The sequence below is a fragment of the Cytophagales bacterium genome (assembly GCA_033344775.1).
Taxonomy (GTDB): Bacteria; Bacteroidota; Bacteroidia; order Cytophagales; family Cyclobacteriaceae; genus JAWPMT01.
Genome location: JAWPMT010000001.1, coordinates 317,402 through 336,497 on the forward strand (window position 1 = coordinate 317,402; position 19,096 = coordinate 336,497).

The window sequence follows — 19,096 nt, forward strand, 5'->3', positions numbered from 1 at the left end:
GCACTCTGAATTGAGATATAAGATGATTTTTATGGGTATTGCACTAATCCTAAAAAGAACTCGACCTTAGCGCCTTAGGGGCTTCCCATTCAGGATTCAATTCCAATATTTGATCCAATAGATGTTTGGCCGATTCTTCTTTTCCAGACCGAATCGACCATTTTGCCTTTAAGAAAATTGCATCAACGTAGTTTGGATTTATCTTAAGTGACCTATCCAAATAGTAGTTGGCCAAAGGTCCCAGCCTTCTGGACTTATAGCATAGTGCAAGCCGGTAATACTTTTGATAACGGAATAAAAACAGTCCCCCTGGAACGTAAGACTTGCCACCGATCAAATGCAGTTTGGTCCTAACCTTATTGTAGTGTCTGATCGCCTTACCAGGTTGACCAAATCTTTCGTGCAGGTCTCCTAGTAAATAGTGAGTTTGTGATTGATGGGATTGTAACTCCAAACTTTTATTGAGCATCTCCTCAGCCAGCGCATATTCACCTGCTTGTCCAAGTAAAACCCCCGCATTGTTATAAGCTGCAATCCGGATCTCCTGTTCTGTTCCCTGAACTGTAATCGACTGAAACAAATGAAGCGCTTCCTTGTTTTGTTCAAAAAACCATAGGGTCTTGGCCTTTTGATAGGTAAGCCATGCATCATTCGGCTGAACTTCCAAACCTTGATCCAATAGGCTGAGATAATATGTCTGCTTGCGGATAAGGAATGCCTTGGTATGAAGGTCAATGTGATGAAAAATGATAGGCTTATCCAGGTAGGCAAACTTTGAACCGGCCCTCTGAATGGATGGTCCCACCACTTCATGCACGTGGTATTCAAATGAGATGTTTGGGTCGTTTCTAAATAAACGTACAATGCCGACCGGTACGGTTGTTTGCTTACCAGTTTCCGGATTGATGAAATGGTCGTATCGAGAAAGCACCACCCCTCCCACGTCAGCTTTGACTTTAGATACCTTTTTTAATAGGGTTTGTCCTTCTTTCAAAGATTCGTCCGCATCCAAAAACAGGATCCAGGGCTCACGTGCTTTTTGAATGGCGATGTTTCGTGCATAGGCAAAATCATCGATCCAATCTATTTTTATGATCGTGGCGTCATGTCGCTCAGCAATAGATATTGTTGCATCAGTCGACCCACTATCCACCACAATGATCTCACTTGCAATACCTTTAACTGAAGAGAGGCATCTATCTAAATGCCTCTCTTCATTTTTTGTAATAACGCAACAACTGACCACTAAGAATGATAGAATGCCGCAGCTTCTTCAGTGTTGTCGCTGTTGGCTTTCGTACCTTCTGCATCTCCGCCAAAAAGGCCAGCTACAGAAGCTATCAGGTAAAAAATATATGCCATGTCTTTTTTGTTTAAAGGTAGCAAAATCAAAGAAAAGGCAATTCCAGTGATTTAGTCATTGGCTCAATCTCCATTTCGCCAATAACTCCTTTTTACAGCACCAATTCATGCGTATTCACCGAACCTGTGAAATGCAGTCGAATGGGCAGCAAAAAGGGTTCATTTTCTCCTGGTACATGCTTCATCACCAAAATGCCCTTACTCACGCCAAGTACCAAATACGGCGCTCGATAGGCAATTCCACAAGGCCTGGGAAGAGATATTGATTTTACTGCTAAATCTCCACCCATAGCGGAAATCAGTATGAGCTTATGATGAGAATTGGAAGTCACTAGCAGGGTTTGACCTTTTTCCGATAACTAGGCAGCAATTTCAGTACTTGACTTATTCACAAGGGCTTGATTACTGCTATTGGTTGATCGTAAAAAACAGGATCTCCATGTTCCACTAAAAACCCCAAAAAAGTACCCGTGCATTCAGACTCAATTTCATTTGTTGTCCTCATTGCACCCAGATAACAGTAGCAATCTCCATAAATTATCCCAACTCCTGATCTGATGTGGTTCAATTCAACGTTGGTTTCGAACGGTAATACTTCCGTTGTACCAGAGGAATAATAACTCTCACCACTTGAAATAATCAATTGACGATCTATCGAAAAACTACCGATCATTGGAGCTAGACCTTAAATTGAAATTTTCTGTTTTACTAAAATCATCACTTTGCATAAGGAAGTCAAAACCGGGATTAAAGTATTTTTCAAGTGACGGATAGACATTCACTCCAATTGATCATTTGGAAATCGATAACCTGACATCTAGAGGTATCTAGTGTTCACCGATTGTGCGAACTTTTCTAATGAATTAATAAGTCAAGTATATTATCGTTCAAATAATGATTAGGAAATCTAACTTCAACTCCCTTGTAGAAACCCTGAAGTTTTTCATTATTTTGTTGTTTGACCCCTTTTCCGTACGGTTATGTTCTTAATACTTCCAACTGTCATTTTTCTTGCTTGAATTCGTTGCATTGGGTGCCGGTTCAAAAATCTGATTATTTACGATAGCTTTTCTTTTACCCACCGATAAGCCTTTATCACCAGGCCCTTAACTTCAGGAAAAACAAAACCTGATCCAAGAAGGCCTATGATTTCTTCAATATTTGCGTCACCAAAGTGGATATAAAGCGCACTGGTTATTCCTGTAGCCAATAGACTGAATATGCGCTCAATATCTCTTCTTAGTGCATCTAATGACTTGATCTTCTTGTGTACCTTTTTATAAGAACGAACCAGGAAATCATAGACCTGATCATCAAACTGACCACCTGGATTTGAGATATAAACAGTAAGATCCCCATCCGCAAATAACTGAATCTTAACGGCCAAGTCTTCTTTGGGGTGTTTCTCATAAATAGAGAACTCCCCATCCGTGATCAGTTTTCGAAGTATCCCGAAGTAGGCGAACCGATGTTTATTGAACAGATTATCCAGGTTTGAAATATTTAAAGACCTGACCAACCAGTGTAGTCACTGTACTTACCAGCTCTTTCCAGTAGCTCAGTGAAAGACTGGTGTGCTGTTCATGTATCTTCAACAGCATTTCCTGTTGATCCATTTTCGTGAACGCTGTTGAAATTCGGGAAGTCACATCACCATCAATTCCAAAACGGGTTTGCATCATTACTTTTTCGGCATTCATGTCGTACATGCGCCGAAACTTCGCTTTTACCCTGGGGTTAATGTTGCGAAAATCGTAATCGGTGGTGCGATGCTCAGCGAAATTCATTTTATAGAGTTCCTTCGCCTTATCTCCTTTTTTCAAAGGTTGCACCTCTACTTCGGACTGCTTCAAATAATTCAAAAACCGATTGATCCTTAGAAGAATTGAATAATCGTGTTCATCGATATGATATTCTTGATCCGAAGAAATCAGCTCAATGGTAAGATCCAGATTAACGTCTAATTGCCTGAAACTCGTCGGATCTTGGTACTTAAGATCAGGATCCAATGAATGTTTGTTGATGATCTTGTGCAGCCTGACTTTGTATCGATCCAACAATCTAGTAACCAGGTCTTCAAACTCCGGAGATATCTCCGCAGTGATTGAATCCTTTAGAATGGTGTTGATCTCAAGATGTGTGAGGTCATCAAAAATGTCTCCCAGCCAAGTATTCTTCTGGTCCTGGGATAACTTTCCCCCCGCCATTATTCCTTAGGTGTATTGTCCGATCCTAAACTTTCAACTACACTTACAATGCTTTTCAACGCTTCCATGTTGGCTTTAACAATTGCACTACCCTTCTCCACTTGAGTCTCGTGAAACTTGATCAAGTCAGGATACTTTTGATAAAAACCAGGTGCGATGGTATTTGTGATATCCCCATCAATCAAATTAATGCTACTCGTCATTCCCTCTATATCCGTACCTGGAGTAGTCGCTATTTTTCCATCCGCTCCCACGTCCAATGTAGCCATGACTGTGTCAATTTGAAGGATGGTCGCATCGGCGATTTTGTCGCCAATTTTGGTTAAGATTTCTTCTAATTTGCTCATATTGTTTATGCTTGATTGGTATTTTACGTTAATTCAGTGATGAACTGGATTAGGCGATGAATATCCACATTTTTTTTTGTTTTACCACAATCCTTTTTCGATAAGATTTTTCGGACTGTCAGGCGAGTAATATCAATTGAAAATAAAAAAGGGGACTTATGTCCCCTTACAAAATTTTAGGCGTTACCTCCTACCTGAGTTACCCAGGAACAAGTTGTGCCACCTTTCATTGATTGAGATTGTTTTTTAGTTAGCTTTTTCATTTTTCTTAGAATTTTAATGATCTCAGGTAATTTAACTTAACTCAAACCACTATGCTATAACTTATTAAAATATCTTCTTGATCACTAGTTACAGCCAAGAGGCTCAATTCAGCTAATGTGGCATTAACTTCGCATTCAGCCTGTCCGTATTAATCCAAACATTGTCCGACTCCATCTTTTCTTTTATCCATTTCATTGCAACATCAGGAATTAGCATCACCTTTTTCTTGATATTCCTATTGCTGAAAAAGAAAGATAACCAACAGGTTAACCTTCTTCTGGCAAGTATCCTGTTTTGCTTCTTATGTCTTTTTCTCGCTTATGCTACTTTGACCGCTGAAGTAACTACACTTTCCATACCCGTCATGGCATTTGCGCTTACCACACCTTTTGCACTTGGGCCGCTCCTTAACTTTTATGTAGATAATATCTACCGACAGCAAAAGCCAGTCAGGCGATCATTTCTGTTGCATTTGCTGCCTTTCTTTTTATCCATTTTGCTGTTTTCAGTGCCCATCACAACGATCAATTGGATGAACGATCAGGTGACGCTTGAAAACTTTCCTAGTTACGCCATTTTTATTCCTGTTTTAGGCATTTTATCCGTCATTGGATACCTGCGATTACTCTATCAGAAACTGAAACGGTACCGATCAGAAGTAAAAGACAACTATGCCTCACTGGAAACGAAAGACCTTGCCTGGCTACAGCTTTGGTTAAGGGGCATCATGATCTTTATCCTATTGGACATTACCCTAAGCCTGTTATCCATCATGGCGGAGGAATTGAATCAATTGATCTTCCTCAATATCACTTACTTATTCGGATTGGTCGTCTACATTGGTTATTCTGGCATTCAACAAACACCTGTGTTCATCTCAGTGTCCGGCCCGATCACATCGGAAACAAAGAAAAAGATCACCACCCCATATCAACCTGGCGCTGCTAAAAGTCCATTGGAACAACAACTCATTAATTTGTTTGAAGAGGAAAAGATCTATCTCAATGACAGCCTTTCATTAAATGATGTGGCTTCCGCACTGGAAGCATCTCCCAAGAAAATCACAGAATTGCTAAATGCGGAGATGAACACCAATTTTTATGCGCTTGTCAATCAATTCCGGGTAGAAGATTTCAAACGAAAGCTTGCTTCTTCAGAGGTACATCACAAAACATTCCTCGGTCTCGCATACGAGTCTGGTTTCAAATCCAAAGCCACCTTCAACAGAGCGTTCAAAGAAATTACCGGGATGACGCCAAAAGCTTATCAATCCGAACTGAGATAGTAAGGCAATCGCATTCAAGGTTTCCATATGATTGTCTTGAAGTAATTAAAACTATGCTCTTCTAATCCCCCCACAAGACCCCCTTAAAAGTGAGAATAGCGGTGTTTCAATTACTTCAGAATAAAATGCGTTTGTCGAGCTTTTAATAAGTCTCACTGACGCCAGTGAGTCGTTTGGGTGATGAAGGAAGCTTTGGTTTGCCTGAAAATTAAAGCAATTGTCACCTATGTTTTCATTCATGGCCGATACAGGCAAAACCGATTGGTGGAGGTTCGCCCTCACGTTTGTAATCGTAATCACCGGATATCTTGTAGGACAAATTCCCTTGCTCGCTGCACTTTATGCGAGAAAAGAAGCGCTCAGCATGTCCGAAGCAGATTTTGAAAGGCACTTCAACAATACAAACCTGGCTGCTTTCGAAATGGACCCTAATGTGTTGTTGATCTTGATGATGCTCCCCTTTGTGATCGGGTTCTTGTTGATCATTATGTCGATCAAATATATTCACCAACGAGAGATCAAAAGCCTATTCACCGGAAAGGAAGCTTTCGATTGGAAAAAATGCTTTTTTGGTTTCAGCATCTGGACGCTTTTGTCTGTACCTGCTATCTGGATCATGATCCCTGCCGATAACCTGACCTATCAATTAGAGTGGAGTAAATTTCTTCCGCTGTTGGCACTGGCGCTATTATTGGTTCCTATTCAGACCACCATGGAAGAGACTTTTTTTCGTGGCTATCTATTCCAGTCCTTGACAAGGGTCTTCAACAGTCCGATGTGGCCTTTTCTGATCATTGGGATTGGCTTTGCTTTGCTTCATGCATTCAATCCGGAATTTAGCGAAGGGTTTACCCGAATCATCTGGGCCTATCTCCTATTGAGTTTCTTTTTCGGTATCCTGCCTTTGTTAGATAATGGCCTGGAACTACCTATAGGCTTACATGCCGCCAACAATTTGGTCGTAGTGCTGTTCATAACCGCGGAAGGTGGTGCCTTTAGTACACCCGCTATTTTCAGCACTGACCTCCCAACACTGGTAGATGTTCTTCCCATTTTACTCCCTACAATGATCATCGTAACTTTCATGATACTCATGTTTCGCTACCAGTGGAGTTTCAAGGGTGTGTTTTCTCGGAGGCTAAATAAGTTCTAGGAGACCTCCCATAGTCCAACTGCTCAATCGAGATTGCCGAAGGCACATGATTTGACGACCTTATTTAACTCAAGTGAATCAACTGATTTAAATCATTGCTAGTTTCCCTGATACCATTTAGGTTGGCGGGATGAAGAAACTATTGGTGTTAACTGGGGGAGGTGACTGCCCGGGATTAAATGCGGTAATTCGTGGTATTGTAAAACGATCCATGCGAGAAAGTGATTGGAAGGTCTATGGAAGTATTGAGGCTTATCATGGTATGCTACGTGACCCACAGGAAATTGTCGAACTGGATAATCAGCGTGTTGCGGGTATTCATGTCAAAGGTGGTACCATCATTAAAACAACAACCAAAGGAGATCCATTTAATTATCCAAAGTTGCAACCTGATGGTAGTTGGAAGAATGAAGACCGCTCCGATGAATTGGTACAAATGATCAAGGATCAGGGATTTGATGCAGTCATTAGTATCGGAGGTGATGGGAGTCAGCGTATTTCGCGGAAGCTTTATGAGAAAGGACTTCCTGTCATTGGTGTCCCAAAAACCATCGACAATGACCTTTCAGCCACAGACTTTACTTTTGGTTTCCAAACAGCAGTCGAAGTAGCGACCAATGCCGTAGATAAGCTGGTGACTACAGCTGAAAGCCACCACCGAGTCCTCATACTGGAAGTGATGGGTCGGGACGCGGGCTGGATCGCCTTGCATGCCGCCATTGCAGGGGGAGTCGAAGTTTGTCTGATCCCTGAGATCCCTTATGACATCAATAAGGTAGTCGATCGAATCAATGAGCGCTATCACGATGGTCGAGGCTTTGCTAACATCATAATTGCTGAAGGCGCCAAACCAAAGGACGGAATAGTATTACAACGTGAAAGTGATGAAATTGGGTATCAGATGAAAAGACTTGGAGGTGTCGCCTATCAATTAAGTCACCAAATGAAAGAGGCTGGCTGTGAAGCAGATATCCGAGAAATGGTCCTGGGGCACTTGCAGCGTGGTGGTACTCCCCTCGCTTTCGACAGAATACTTTCTACCGCTTTTGGGGTCAAAGCGTTTGAAATGGTACTAGATGGGGATTTCGGAAACATGGTCGTCTATAAAAACAATGACTACCAATCTGTTTCCTTACTCGAAGCAACCTCAGCATACAATCAAGTCGATGTAGCACATACATACTTGCTGAATGTAGCCAAAGGGGTCGGAATAAGTTTAGGTGAGTGACAGCAATAAAACAAGAGCCCATTCGGGCTCTTGTAAAAACTCAACAACTATCGGAAATCAATTCTTTCGTACATCCTCTGCAGGATCTATGACTGCATTGGCTGGCTGGATCATTCTGGATTCATCAAAGCCTTCGTCAATTCGAAAATCATATATCACATGATCACCATACTGTGCCGACAGATCTGCTGCATGGGTGGTAAACAACATGGCAAATTTCAACCCATTCACCTCGCCGATATAGTTGTTCTTTCGTAGCACAGGACCGAACACTTCCTGGTCTTTGGGGGCACCAACCACATCCAAAAGTGGTCCGTAACCTATTGTATATTCATAACCTACCAACAGGTAGGACTGGGAATCAATGTAGAGCGTGTAAGTGTCCTTCGCGGATTTACCTAAAGTCGGAGCTTTCTTAAAACTCATCTTGACTTTGTGAACTTCATTATCAAAGGCTGGGTGCTTGATCAATTCGGTTTCACCTAGGATCACGTGATCATCCTGGGTCAACCATGGCAAATTGAGGTAATAGAAAAAGACAGAGTGTTGATGGCTGGGCGGATTGCCAACTCGCCAATCTTCAGACCATACTTTTTTTCCATCATAAGAGAGTTTGGAACCAACAACAGGCCAGTCCTGATATGTTCTTCGGTTTTGCATATCAACCGTCTGGTCATTGATCCAAAATCGAAGCACCCCCAGCGACTCACTGTGCATGGTTGTCATAAAGGACAATGTTTTTAAGGCCTTCCATTTTTCATAGCCACCATGGGCTTCAATCATTTTTTGAATGACTTCCTTTGTTTCAATGGAAGCATATTTTGGTCCACGCTCATCAGCCATCGTAATCAAGGCGATCATCAAGGAAAAAAGACTAAGTGTAATTCGTTTCATGTCAGTAAGATTTGCTTTTCAGTGCCAAACGGCCATCTGCATGTTGTGTCTTGATTTGTGCAGTAAATGGCATGTTTTGCAGCGGATGACCGATAATCAGTCAAATTCGCCCATCAGTAAGCCCTATATTAGCTTCCATGAATTGGAGATGGAACTTCCGTGAAGTGCCGATACACCCCCGTCACCTGGTCGCTTTGGTCTTGCTTATTGCTTTGTCCTATTGGGCGCAGAGTGGGTTTAGTATTGACAAGAATCACCTGCTGTTCTTTATATCCAATTACAGCATCTGGCTATTGCTGCTGCCGTCGGTTTATGAACTCAGCAAACTTCTTCAACGTCCGGTAGACGTCCGCTCCCTGCTTTTCCCTGCAATCACTTTGATCCTGACCCATTGGGTCTCCTCCAATATCATGCTGTATGCCCTTCGATATTTGTTCGGGCTGTCCGCGATTCCAGAATGGCAGGAGGTCCTGTCATTTCTGTTGCCTTCATTGGCGAGTCGACTGATTGACCTGAGTCTATTTGCCGGATTGTTATCCTGGCTTCATCAGCAACGAACACTATCCAGACAAAAGGTATTGATGGCAGAAAGTCAGGCACTTCTGGATCGTAGTAAGTTGCAATCGCTAAAGAATCAACTCAATCCGCATTTTCTCTTCAATGCCTTGCATTCCGTGAATACCCTGATTGGTATTGATCCGGATCGGGCGAGCGAGATGATCATCAAGGTCAGTCAGCTATTGCGATCAGTATTGACCATCAACGAACGCGAAGAGCATACCTTAAAGGAAGAAATAGATTTCGTAAGACAATACCTGGATATTGAGTCAGAACGTTTCAAAGATCGGCTTTCTATTGAAATGGAATTGGATGAACAGTCTCTGTATACCGTTATCCCAGCTATGACGCTGCAACCGCTGGTGGAGAATGCGTTCAAACATGGCATTTCCGGGGTGCCTGGTCCAACTAGTTTATACATTCAGGTTAAACAAGAAGAAACAATCCTTAAACTACTGGTTTCCAATGATATACCAGCCAGCTATAAAGAAACAGAACAGTCGGGAATTGGGTTGACCAATCTTGAAGATCGATTAAAAGCTTATTATAAAGGCAAAGCCCAATTGGATACCAAAATCCAGGATCACCAATTCCAGGCAAAAATCACTATTGCTCGATGATCAGAACCGTATTGATAGCGGATGACGAGCCTAATGCTCGTGAGTACCTTACTCGACTCATTTCCAAACGGGACGATCTAAAGCTGCTTGGTGCCATGAAAAATGGTCAGGAAGTACTCAACTTTTGCCAAACGATGATGCCAGATATCCTGATCCTTGACATAGAGATGCCTGGGGTAAATGGTCTAGAAGTCGCCAGAATGCTGACACGCAAGTCCATCAAGACGACCATCATCTTCTCCACTGCTTTTGACCAATACGCCATCGATGCATTCAATGTTGCTGCCATTGGTTACTTATTGAAGCCGTATGGTCAACAACAACTCAATCAGGTCATCGATCGCAGCCTGGCCCAATTAATGACTCAAGATCGTGCTGAATTCAGCAAGAAGATCCAGTCCGTATGGGAACAATTGGAGCGTAAACCGAATGATCATTTGCAAGCCATTGAGATCAAGGAAAAAGGACTGATCCGAACCATACCGGCAGAGGAACTGATCCAACTAGAAGCTGATTCAGAATATGTAAAACTTCATACCCATCAATCTGTATTTCTACATCGGACCGCACTTAGTTTACTAGAAAAACAGTTACCTCCATATTTTCGCAGGGTCCATCGAAGCTTTATCATTAACACTAACCACATGACCTCTTATAAGTATCTAGGTGAAAACCGCTTTGAATTTACAATGACCAATAAAATGAAAGTAACCAGTAGCCGTTCCTATCGAGAAGCCATCAATCAATGGTTGACAAAATAGCACTACCAAATCAGCCGGACGCTAAGGTTCGGTGTGATACCGATCAGCCTTCGGTCAATTCTTGAAATCACAACCTGGTCTGTGTTTTCGTCGGAAATATCTACTGAAAATAGCCGACTATACAGGTTTTCTCTGTTTAGCACATTGAGTACTGAAAAACCTACTTCTCCTTTGAAAGGTAGCTTGTTGTTTTGAGCAAACTTATACCAAAGCGATAGATCAATGCGTTCATAATCTTTGAGACGTCTGCTATTAACCGACTGGTATTCAATTTCATAATAGGATTCATCATCCTCTTCTTCTACAAATACCGCCCGTAGTGGTTCAGTATACGGCAACCCCGATTTACGCGTGTAGCCCATCGAGAATTCCCAATCTTGCCACTGGAAGGTCTGACTCAATTGAAATTGATGTCGCAAGTTTATCCCTGACGTAAAATTGACCTCTTCCTCGTCATCGATCTCTACCGAAACTTCGGAATCCTGAAATGAATAGCTCAGCCAGGCCTTGTAATATTTCCACCTTCGTTTGACCATCAAGTCGAGGCCAGTGATCCTTTCAGACCCCAAAACCAGTGGATCACCATCCTGATCGTTCACAGCTGGGCCAAAATTTCGACTAATAGGTGCATCCACATCTTTCGTGAACAAGTCCAGGTCGAACAGCCAGTTGCCCTTGTCCATTAGAAAGCCCAACACCCACTGATCATTGCGAATGATCGGCACGTCCGCATCTTCACTCGCTATGACCCAGTTTTGCTCAATGGTATTGGAAAAGACAAAATCTACTTCCTGCAATGAGGTGATGTACTGATGATAGAATCCCCAGCTCGACTTGATTAACCAGTCGTCATTGATGGCATAATTGAGCCGTACATGCCGATCTAATTTGCTACCTGGAACCGTGCTTGTCCAATTTTGTCTAACACCGGCACCCAACTGTAATCCGTTATCGAGTTTGCCAAAATAATCCAGAAACAAACCCTGAGTAAATCCAGTAGCTGTATTTCTTTCAAAATAATCTTCTTCGATAGACAATTGCTCGTCAATAACTAAGGCAGCATTGACCCGATTGAATTGATACCCTGCTTTCAGATAATGCTGACCTACTGGATTATAATTGAGCGTGAATCGGCTTTCCCAATTTTCAAGACCGTTGGATCGTGTCTCTCTATTGTTCACCGGTTCCAGTCCCGCTTCTTCTTCCTCTTCTTCTTCCTCACCTTCATTAGGCTCTTCACGCTGCAGCCCATAATCCATGTGATAATCAGTGATCGATGTACTGAACACTGATGAAAACCGATCATGCCAACGTCGGGTCCAGGTCAGGTTAGCACCTCTGCTATTGACATTATGTACCTGACTGGCCTCACGCTCGCCTTCTTCAGATTCTGAGAAATAATCAAGCTGGCTTTGAGAATAAAGTGCACTGAACGATAGTTCTTCCTTACTCGATAATTCATAATCAATGATCAAGTTTAAGTCGCTGAAAATCAATTTACTATTGTACTCAAACTGATCTTCAGTAATATCTTGTTGAATGTCTTCCGTTTGGGAACCTTCAAAGATCTTATTGCTCAAAGAATTGAAAGTAAACGTAGCTAACAGGTCATTGTAGGATCTTCTTCCCGCCAGCGTCACATGCATATCACCATCCAATAAAGGGACATTGGTATAGAAATCAGCATGAGTCAAATTCAAGCTGGTCTCTCCTATCCAATCACCGCTTCCTTGCCTGGAATCAAGCAACAATAGACCAGCAGTAGAACCTCCATAATTCAACGGAATATGGTTTTTGTAAACCTCCATTTGTCCAACCACTGAAGGAATAAAAGAAGAGATATTCCCGAAATAATGGGCCGCCTGATACACTGGGATGTTATTCCAGTAGATCAATGAATTGTTGCTGGCACTGCCTCTGATATTGATACCAGAAGCTGATTCATCTGCCGAACCCACACCCGCCAGTATTTGTGCTGATAAGAGCACATCTCTTTCGGAAAGCCCCGGCAAAATTTCCATTTCCTGCACATCGATCGCGATAGAGGAAGCACGATCATCCGTGGTTACGCCCTTATTGAGGTATTCCCTGATCACGACGCCATCCAACTCACGAACGTCTTTTTCCAACTGAATGTTCAATGTTTGCGTGGGATCCACTGCTCCCAGGTCAATGACTTGAGCCTCATACCCGACGAAAGAGAATTCCAATTGCGTCGATTCGGGGTTTTCAATGGTCACATCAAATCCTCCGAACAAATCTCCAATGAATCCCTGCGTCGTTCCTACTACTCTGGCAGTTGCAAAAGGCAGTTCCTCTCCTGATTCTACATCGTTGATTTGAATGTCCAGGGAAATTGATTGCGTTTTTATGATCGAATAGAATCCTTTTTCAACCTCTTCGTAATTGAATTGTCTTGTAACTAGTAAGGTGTGCAGGAATTCATCAATGGGTTGTTCATTCGCATCCACAGAAACATGAACCAACGCCACATCATTATCGGCATAAGAAAAATACAATTCATATTTCGTCTCAAGATCCGCGAATACCTGAGTTAACGGAACATTTTCTGCCTGGTAAGTAATGGCTTGTCCGTACGTAAAATCAAGTAAGGCAAATAAGAGTAATCCTAAAAAGAGTTTCCTCATTTATTGCGACCGATGATGGTCAATTTCCGCTTACTAGCTTCAAAGGAATAGGAAATATTTAACGGTTCCAAAACCAGCTTTAGTGCGATCTCAGGATTCATTGGATAAGTTCCGGTGAATTTCAAGGTATCCAAAGACGGATCCTGATTGAGCACCTCCATATTAAAGGTTCTTTCCAGTGATGAAAGTACTTCTTTAAAGGTGACTTTTCGCAGGCGGATGACACCTCGCATCCATCCTGGTGTTGCGGTGGCTCCTACAAGCTCTTGATCTATGACCTCTCCATCCTGTAATACGACGCCATATCCTGGGCGCAGCTCCTGGCTAAAATCTCCGGAGGCTACAGCTACCTTTCCTGTATAGCAAATCACACGAAATTTATCTTCAAACAAGTCGACATTGAAGGTAGTACCAAGTACGGTCACTGTTCCTTCGGGTGTTGCAACCCTGAATTCATTTCCTTTTTCCACTTCAAAAAAAGCTTCTCCTTGTTCAAGGGTTACTTCTCTAGACCACATCCAGTCCAATTTATTATAACTCAGGACGGAGCCCGAATTCAATCGCACTTTTGATCCATCGGGTAAAGTGGCCAATTGATGCTGTCCGTAAGGCGCACGGATGGTTTTTGTACCAGCCAGCAGAAAAAAAGCACCGATCAATATCACAACGGAGGCAGCCACAGACCACCTTAAGGTCGGGCTGAGCCAGATTTGTTTAGCTTGCTTTCCTTCGGCATTGCGACTTTTCAATTTGGACCACTCTGCTTCTACATCGTATGTAGGTGCTTTCAGCCCCTCCGAAGCTTTTTTAAGGGAAACAAAATATCGACCATCTTCTGTCGCTTCAAAAGTAGCTTTCTCTTCTGGTGTGACTTCATCAGCCATCCATCTGGCAAGAAAAGTTTCATCTTGTGTCCAGTCTTTGTTTTCCATTTCCCTTTTGTTACCGCCTTTTATTGGTACGATTTACTGATACATACTTGAACGTTCATCTTACCCTACCCCTGATCAGATTTTTTCACAAACTTCACGCAATTTCAATAAGGCTTTGTGCATACGTTTCTCGATGGCCTTAACGCTTACTTCAAGCAGTTCAGCAATTTCCACGTAAGTTTTCCCATCGATCCGATTCATCAAAAACACTTCACGCTGGCCATCTGGTAATTGCTCAATGGCAGATTGTAACTTCAAGTTGAGTTCCTGATACTCCAGTTCAAAATCTGGTCCTTTCTCTTCTTCTCTGGAAGCTGTCTGTAATCCCATGTACCGGGCATGAACCTTCTCTTTCTCTACTTTTTTCAACATCTGATTCTGACCTACCTTAAATAAGTAAGCTTTGGCTAGCACCTCCGTCACGCTTTTACAATTCTTCCATAAGGTGACAAATGCTTCTTGTACTGCGTCTTCTGCCGCTTCCTGATCACGAAACTTGTAGAGCAGGAAATTTCTAAGTACAGGTGACAAGTTTCTGAACAGTCTTTCATAGACTGCCTCATGGCATACATCTCCAGATCCAACAGCTTCCAAATCGTCGTGTTTTTTCAAGGTTCGAGCGAAATTAAAAAAAGATGAGGTTTTCACAGACTCTGGAACAAATTGTCAACCTGACGGTAGATTATTTTTTGTAAGGATGTTCCTAAAAAGCCCTCAATCGCATTAATAACCGGTTTTTCAGTGATTTATTTAATTTTTTCAAGAATTTCTTTCACTATGGGTAGGGTAACTCCCCTTGAACAGACTTCATGTCCAAAGTCCTGCAAATATGAAGTCGAACAAAAGTTTAAAATTGACTGGTATTTTACTTGTTCTGGTTCCCCTGATTTTGGTGGCGCTTCGGGTAAGTAAACAAGAGAACGGCACACTAGGTGTGCAACATAAGTATCATGTCAACTATGAATTCAGTTTCAATCAAGGTGATTTCTATACGATCAAATCGTATTTGCCTTCAAACAACATACGACAGAAGGTCGCAATACATAAGCACCAGGGAGCAAACCTGGGGTTGATTTTTGAAGAAGGTGAAAATCAGCGTATTGAGTGGAAAGGCCACACAGATCATGACTCGACCATCTCATTCCACTTTGAATATGAGGGAAGGCCACTTTCCTATCAAATCCAGCCAGACATACCATATGTATATCGCATAGGCGGAGGAGCGCTTTCTTACACTCGCCCTACGGACTTGATTCAATCGGATCATCCAAAAATTGTAGCACTTGCACAAGACCTGGCCCTGGGCAATACAGCGCTAGTAGATGTCATCAAATCCTTCTATGAATTCGTATATGAGATCCCATCCACCTCAAGTAGTGAGCTTACCGATGCGTTGATGGCGCTGGAGAACAGAGAAGCTTCGTGCAATGGAAAAAGTCGACTGTTCGTGGCTTTGTGTAGAAGCATGCGCATACCTTCACGTGTCGCAGGGGGATTAATTCTGGAAGAAACCAGCAAGAAAACCTCACATCTTTGGGCTGAAGTCCTGGTAGGTGACGAATGGGTCCCTTTTGATGCCCTGAATGGACACTTTGCTTTCCTACCCGGGCACTACATGGAACTATACAAAGGAGACAACTTCCTGATCACTAGAAATAAGCAGCTTGATTTTGATTACCTCTATCACATCAAAAAAGAGCGCGTTAATGATTACCCGGAATTAGCAGCGATCAACATTTGGGAACTGGCAGATGAAGCAGACATACCTGTCAAAATGTTCCAGATGATCCTGCTTCTTCCTGTGGGTGCTTTTCTGGTCGCAATATTCAAAAACATTATTGGCTTGAAGACCTACGGCGTTTTTCTACCAGTGCTTATCGCCATGTCCTGGTTGGAAATGGGATTATTGGCCGGCATGGCCCTACTTACTACCCTCATTGCCGTAGTTGGTACCGTCAATCATCCGTTGGAACGTTGGGGCATTCAATTCAATTCAAAGATCTCGGCCATGCTCATGGCAGTGGTTATCGCTGCGCTGATTACGGTCAAGGTACTTCACATGACCGGTTGGTTAGCAGCCTCAGCGCCCTTGTTCTTCCCGATCATTATTCTGACTATCACCAGTGAGCGTGTCGCACGCAAGATTGAAGAAGAAGGATTTAAAGCATCGATAGAACTCTACGGGACCACCCTGTTGGTCGCAACGCTGATCTATTTCGTACTAACCAGCCCATCTATCCAGAATTTGCTCCTCACCTTCCCTGAGTTGATCATCTCAATCGCAGGATTCAATTTATTCCTGGGAAAATGGATCGGTTTGCGCCTGTTAGAATACCGCAGATTCCATCCCATGACCCAACATTAATTCTCTCACCAGAACACTGTACAAGATGAACTTTTTGAAATCGATCCGAACAATCCAGGAAAATCTAATAGGTATGAACGAACGAAACCTGGGGCTCATTTATCCCCATAACGATCGTAAAGATTACAAATACGCCGACGACAAGTACCTGGCAAAGTCGATCCTGGAGAAAAACGGACTCCCCTGCCCAAAAACCTATGCGGTTGTCAATTCCATTGGTCAGATTGAAAAATCCTGGAATTCCGTCAGGCATCATAGGGAGTTAGTGATCAAGCCAGCTAAGGGAGCCGGAGGAAAAGGAATCATGATCCTGACCCGCAGCAACGATACATGGATAAGTCAGGGCAAAGTCATCACTGATGAAGAGATATTCTTTCACGTGGCCAATGTCATCTTTGGCATCTATTCATTTGGAGACAGTGATGTTGCCTTGATCGAAGAGTTCATACGGCCACATAAGCTTTTTTTGAAAATATACCCAAACGGCGTTCCTGATATTCGGATCATCTTATTGAAGGGCGTTCCGCTCATGGCCATGCTACGAATGCCGACCAAAGAGTCCGGTGGCAAAGCGAATCTGCATCAGGGGGGGCTGGGAATTGGTGTAGACATGGAATCAGGAAAGCTGTTAGATGCCTTTGATGGCCAAAAATACCTTAATGTGCATCCGGATACAGGTCATTCCATCACCGGACAAACTCTCCCTCATTGGCAAGAACTCATTGTCATGTCGATTGAGGCCAGTAAGTACTTCCCGCTGGAATATCTGGGAGTAGATCTCGTCATCGATGCGGAAAAAGGCCCCATGATCATGGAACTCAACGTGCGTCCGGGACTTGCCATTCAATTGGCCAATCGCAAAGGACTCAAAGCTGTCATTACTGAAAACAAAAAAGCATTCGACCAATGAACAAATCATATAAAAAATCAAAAATCGCTTATCTGTTCTTTCTGGGATTCATGCTTGGCATCGCCGCGTATGACCAATTCAAGCCAAGACAAGAACATGTTCAAATCGTACTCGAGAACAAGCCTCAGGCCTTGTATTCCACAGAATTAATCGCAAAATCGAATTAACCGTATCATGCACAAATCACTCACCTTGATCCTGGCATTGCTTATTTCAACGCCTATCATCGCACAAATCAATCATTCACATTCACATCAGGTCGCTCTTGGTGGTGGGCAGGAATGGAACGCCTTTTTACGACCCAGCACATTTTCTCAAGATGGAGAATTTCTGAATAAGGAAGAGCTATGGGACCATGGCACGTTTCAATCCTTGTCCTTCAACAATTCTTTTCGATGGGAAAAAGACCAGCATAGATTCAAATTGAAACTCAATGGTTCGCTGGGCATATTCCAAACTGAGGAAAATGCCAATCGGCACAGCTATACCATCGGTGGGTCTTATCGGGTCAAGTATGCTCCAAAGAAGTATTTTGAGTTTTCGCCGGAGTATTTAAGGAAGAAAAGAGAAGGCATCAACGGAGATCAGGCGATATTGGCCACACCATTCTCTTTCCAGCAATTCCGTGCTCCAGTGTCTTTCGACTTTTATTTGGGCGAAGGCGCCTGGGTAAAGACGGAAGTCGGTTACCTCATCAAGAGTTATGACCGCCCAGACGAGCAAGTACTCCGTTATCAGGCTCCATTCCTTGGTGTTGCTTTGAGCAAAAAATGGACAATTGGGGAGCATACAACTAAGCTTACGCTTCATTCAGTTAGTCAAAGGAGGAATTATACTGACATTGATCGAATCACCGAACAAATAGATCCTGAAGATGAAGAGGATGATTTCTTGGAAGAGGATGAAGAATTTGAGGAGGAAGACGAATTCCGTGAAAGTGAGCGCAACTGGTCCTATTACTTTAACAATCTTACTTACTCCTTAAAAACTGCCGATAAGAAGGTCCGAGCGGAAATTGGCATCTACAGCACTTTGCGTAAAGATGCTCGCAATGTCAGTGATTACCTGGAAATCGGACCTGGCATCAATGCTACATTGAAAACTGGAAAATGGGAGCTATCACCCAGCGTTCGTTACAGTATCCGAAAATACAGCCGACTAGCACCGGGAAATGGAAACAATCTGCTGCTTCAATATAAGTACCTGAGGGTCCGATTCAAATCCAATTACCGATTAACTAATAATGTATCATTCTTTGGCCGGTACATTTTGACAAATAGAGATTCAAATAATCCCACCCGAGACAGCAATGCATTTAGGGAGTATTTCTATGCACAGGGAGAATTAGGAGTTCGATGGAAATTGTGAGTGTGTTTTAGTGTTCATTCGGAGTTAAAGCTCCGGTATTTAGTGGGGTCCGGACATTACCGCACTACGGTAAGTCTGGACCATTTTTTTTGCTATCAAGACACTATTCCAGCACAGACATCTTCAGCTTGTGGAAAGAACTAAAAAGCGAACCAATGCCCCTCAATCATGAAAAGATATGCTATAAGTTTCCT

The 19,096-nt window shown here is 42.8% G+C and carries 18 protein-coding genes; 9 read left to right on the plus strand and 9 right to left on the minus strand.

All coding sequences use genetic code 11. From position 1 onward, the window contains the following. Positions 1-49: 49 nt before the first annotated feature. From R8G66_01385 to R8G66_01405, 5 genes are all read right to left on the minus strand, one after another. A complete protein-coding gene (locus R8G66_01385) occupies positions 50-1,246 on the minus strand; it encodes a glycosyltransferase (GenBank protein MDW3190975.1) in 1,197 nt (398 codons plus the stop codon). Between the two features lie 208 nt (positions 1,247-1,454). Then, positions 1,455-1,694 carry a hypothetical protein gene (locus tag R8G66_01390; GenBank protein MDW3190976.1) on the minus strand — a complete coding sequence of 80 codons (240 nt, stop codon included), beginning with the start codon at positions 1,692-1,694 and terminating at the stop codon, positions 1,455-1,457. 725 nt (positions 1,695-2,419) lie between these two features. Continuing rightward, on the minus strand, positions 2,420-2,881 hold the full coding sequence (locus R8G66_01395) for a hypothetical protein (protein ID MDW3190977.1): 462 nt from the start codon (positions 2,879-2,881) through the stop codon (positions 2,420-2,422). Continuing rightward, positions 2,847-3,569, minus strand: a complete 723-nt coding sequence (locus R8G66_01400; GenBank protein MDW3190978.1) for a hypothetical protein — start codon at positions 3,567-3,569, stop codon at positions 2,847-2,849. Before R8G66_01400 ends, R8G66_01395 begins: the two co-directional genes overlap by 35 nt. Next, a complete protein-coding gene (locus tag R8G66_01405; protein ID MDW3190979.1) occupies positions 3,569-3,916 on the minus strand; it encodes a hypothetical protein in 348 nt (115 codons plus the stop codon). Before R8G66_01405 ends, R8G66_01400 begins: the two co-directional genes overlap by 1 nt. 424 nt (positions 3,917-4,340) lie before the next feature. On the opposite strand from R8G66_01405, the gene R8G66_01410 reads away from it, so the two are divergent. From R8G66_01410 to R8G66_01420, 3 genes are all read left to right on the plus strand, one after another. Then, positions 4,341-5,465 (plus strand): AraC family transcriptional regulator, encoded by a 1,125-nt coding sequence (locus tag R8G66_01410; GenBank protein ID MDW3190980.1) that lies wholly within the window; start codon positions 4,341-4,343, stop codon positions 5,463-5,465. Positions 5,466-5,691: 226 nt separating this feature from the next. Then, complete coding sequence (locus tag R8G66_01415) at positions 5,692-6,618, plus strand: type II CAAX endopeptidase family protein (protein ID MDW3190981.1); 927 nt, start codon at positions 5,692-5,694, stop codon at positions 6,616-6,618. Between the two features lie 130 nt (positions 6,619-6,748). Then, entirely contained in the window at positions 6,749-7,846 is a 1,098-nt protein-coding gene (locus R8G66_01420) for an ATP-dependent 6-phosphofructokinase (protein MDW3190982.1), read from the plus strand. Positions 7,847-7,903: 57 nt separating this feature from the next. On the opposite strand, the gene R8G66_01425 is transcribed toward R8G66_01420, so the two are convergent. Then, entirely contained in the window at positions 7,904-8,740 is an 837-nt protein-coding gene (locus tag R8G66_01425) for a hypothetical protein (GenBank protein ID MDW3190983.1), read from the minus strand. 137 nt (positions 8,741-8,877) lie between these two features. Between R8G66_01425 and R8G66_01430 the strand changes: the two genes are divergently transcribed. Together R8G66_01430 and R8G66_01435 are read left to right on the plus strand one after the other, a co-directional pair. Next, positions 8,878-9,918, plus strand: a complete 1,041-nt coding sequence (locus tag R8G66_01430) for a histidine kinase (GenBank protein ID MDW3190984.1) — start codon at positions 8,878-8,880, stop codon at positions 9,916-9,918. Next, the gene (locus tag R8G66_01435) at positions 9,915-10,679 is read left to right on the plus strand and encodes a LytTR family DNA-binding domain-containing protein (protein ID MDW3190985.1); all 765 of its coding nucleotides are present in this window, start codon (positions 9,915-9,917) and stop codon (positions 10,677-10,679) included. Before R8G66_01430 ends, R8G66_01435 begins: the two co-directional genes overlap by 4 nt. A gap of 2 nt (positions 10,680-10,681) precedes the next feature. Here R8G66_01435 and R8G66_01440 read toward each other — a convergent pair whose 3' ends face one another. The 3 genes from R8G66_01440 to R8G66_01450 form a co-directional block, all read right to left on the minus strand. Beyond that, on the minus strand, positions 10,682-13,327 hold the full coding sequence (locus tag R8G66_01440) for a carboxypeptidase-like regulatory domain-containing protein (GenBank protein ID MDW3190986.1): 2,646 nt from the start codon (positions 13,325-13,327) through the stop codon (positions 10,682-10,684). Then, the gene (locus R8G66_01445) at positions 13,324-14,259 is read right to left on the minus strand and encodes a FecR domain-containing protein (GenBank protein MDW3190987.1); all 936 of its coding nucleotides are present in this window, start codon (positions 14,257-14,259) and stop codon (positions 13,324-13,326) included. Before R8G66_01445 ends, R8G66_01440 begins: the two co-directional genes overlap by 4 nt. A 75-nt stretch (positions 14,260-14,334) precedes the next feature. Further along, positions 14,335-14,871, minus strand: coding sequence for a sigma-70 family RNA polymerase sigma factor (locus tag R8G66_01450; protein MDW3190988.1), 537 nt, complete (start codon positions 14,869-14,871; stop codon positions 14,335-14,337). Between the two features lie 217 nt (positions 14,872-15,088). Between R8G66_01450 and R8G66_01455 the strand changes: the two genes are divergently transcribed. The 4 genes from R8G66_01455 (at position 15,089) to R8G66_01470 (ending at position 18,902) form a co-directional block, all read left to right on the plus strand. Then, complete coding sequence (locus tag R8G66_01455) at positions 15,089-16,624, plus strand: 7TM domain-containing protein (protein MDW3190989.1); 1,536 nt, start codon at positions 15,089-15,091, stop codon at positions 16,622-16,624. 73 nt (positions 16,625-16,697) lie between these two features. Beyond that, the gene (locus R8G66_01460) at positions 16,698-17,534 is read left to right on the plus strand and encodes a sugar-transfer associated ATP-grasp domain-containing protein (GenBank protein MDW3190990.1); all 837 of its coding nucleotides are present in this window, start codon (positions 16,698-16,700) and stop codon (positions 17,532-17,534) included. After that, the gene (locus R8G66_01465; GenBank protein MDW3190991.1) at positions 17,531-17,701 is read left to right on the plus strand and encodes a hypothetical protein; all 171 of its coding nucleotides are present in this window, start codon (positions 17,531-17,533) and stop codon (positions 17,699-17,701) included. The genes R8G66_01460 and R8G66_01465 overlap by 4 nt, the downstream gene beginning before the upstream one ends. 7 nt (positions 17,702-17,708) lie before the next feature. Further along, the gene (locus tag R8G66_01470; protein MDW3190992.1) at positions 17,709-18,902 is read left to right on the plus strand and encodes a hypothetical protein; all 1,194 of its coding nucleotides are present in this window, start codon (positions 17,709-17,711) and stop codon (positions 18,900-18,902) included. Positions 18,903-19,096 lie beyond the last annotated feature (194 nt).

Bases quoted from the DNA above. Each gene is read 5' to 3' on its own strand.
- R8G66_01400 (MDW3190978.1), bottom strand. From the start codon at position 3,569: ATGGCGGGGGGAAAGTTATCCCAGGACCAGAAGAATACTTGGCTGGGA.
- R8G66_01405 (MDW3190979.1), bottom strand. From the start codon at position 3,916: ATGAGCAAATTAGAAGAAATCTTAACCAAAATTGGCGACAAAATCGCC.
- R8G66_01415 (MDW3190981.1), top strand. From the start codon at position 5,692: ATGTTTTCATTCATGGCCGATACAGGCAAAACCGATTGGTGGAGGTTC.
- R8G66_01420 (MDW3190982.1), top strand. From the start codon at position 6,749: ATGAAGAAACTATTGGTGTTAACTGGGGGAGGTGACTGCCCGGGATTA.
- R8G66_01425 (MDW3190983.1), bottom strand. From the start codon at position 8,740: ATGAAACGAATTACACTTAGTCTTTTTTCCTTGATGATCGCCTTGATT.
- R8G66_01430 (MDW3190984.1), top strand. From the start codon at position 8,878: ATGAATTGGAGATGGAACTTCCGTGAAGTGCCGATACACCCCCGTCAC.
- R8G66_01435 (MDW3190985.1), top strand. From the start codon at position 9,915: ATGATCAGAACCGTATTGATAGCGGATGACGAGCCTAATGCTCGTGAG.
- R8G66_01440 (MDW3190986.1), bottom strand. From the start codon at position 13,327: ATGAGGAAACTCTTTTTAGGATTACTCTTATTTGCCTTACTTGATTTT.
- R8G66_01445 (MDW3190987.1), bottom strand. From the start codon at position 14,259: ATGGAAAACAAAGACTGGACACAAGATGAAACTTTTCTTGCCAGATGG.
- R8G66_01455 (MDW3190989.1), top strand. From the start codon at position 15,089: ATGAAGTCGAACAAAAGTTTAAAATTGACTGGTATTTTACTTGTTCTG.
- R8G66_01460 (MDW3190990.1), top strand. From the start codon at position 16,698: ATGAACGAACGAAACCTGGGGCTCATTTATCCCCATAACGATCGTAAA.
- R8G66_01465 (MDW3190991.1), top strand. From the start codon at position 17,531: ATGAACAAATCATATAAAAAATCAAAAATCGCTTATCTGTTCTTTCTG.
- R8G66_01470 (MDW3190992.1), top strand. From the start codon at position 17,709: ATGCACAAATCACTCACCTTGATCCTGGCATTGCTTATTTCAACGCCT.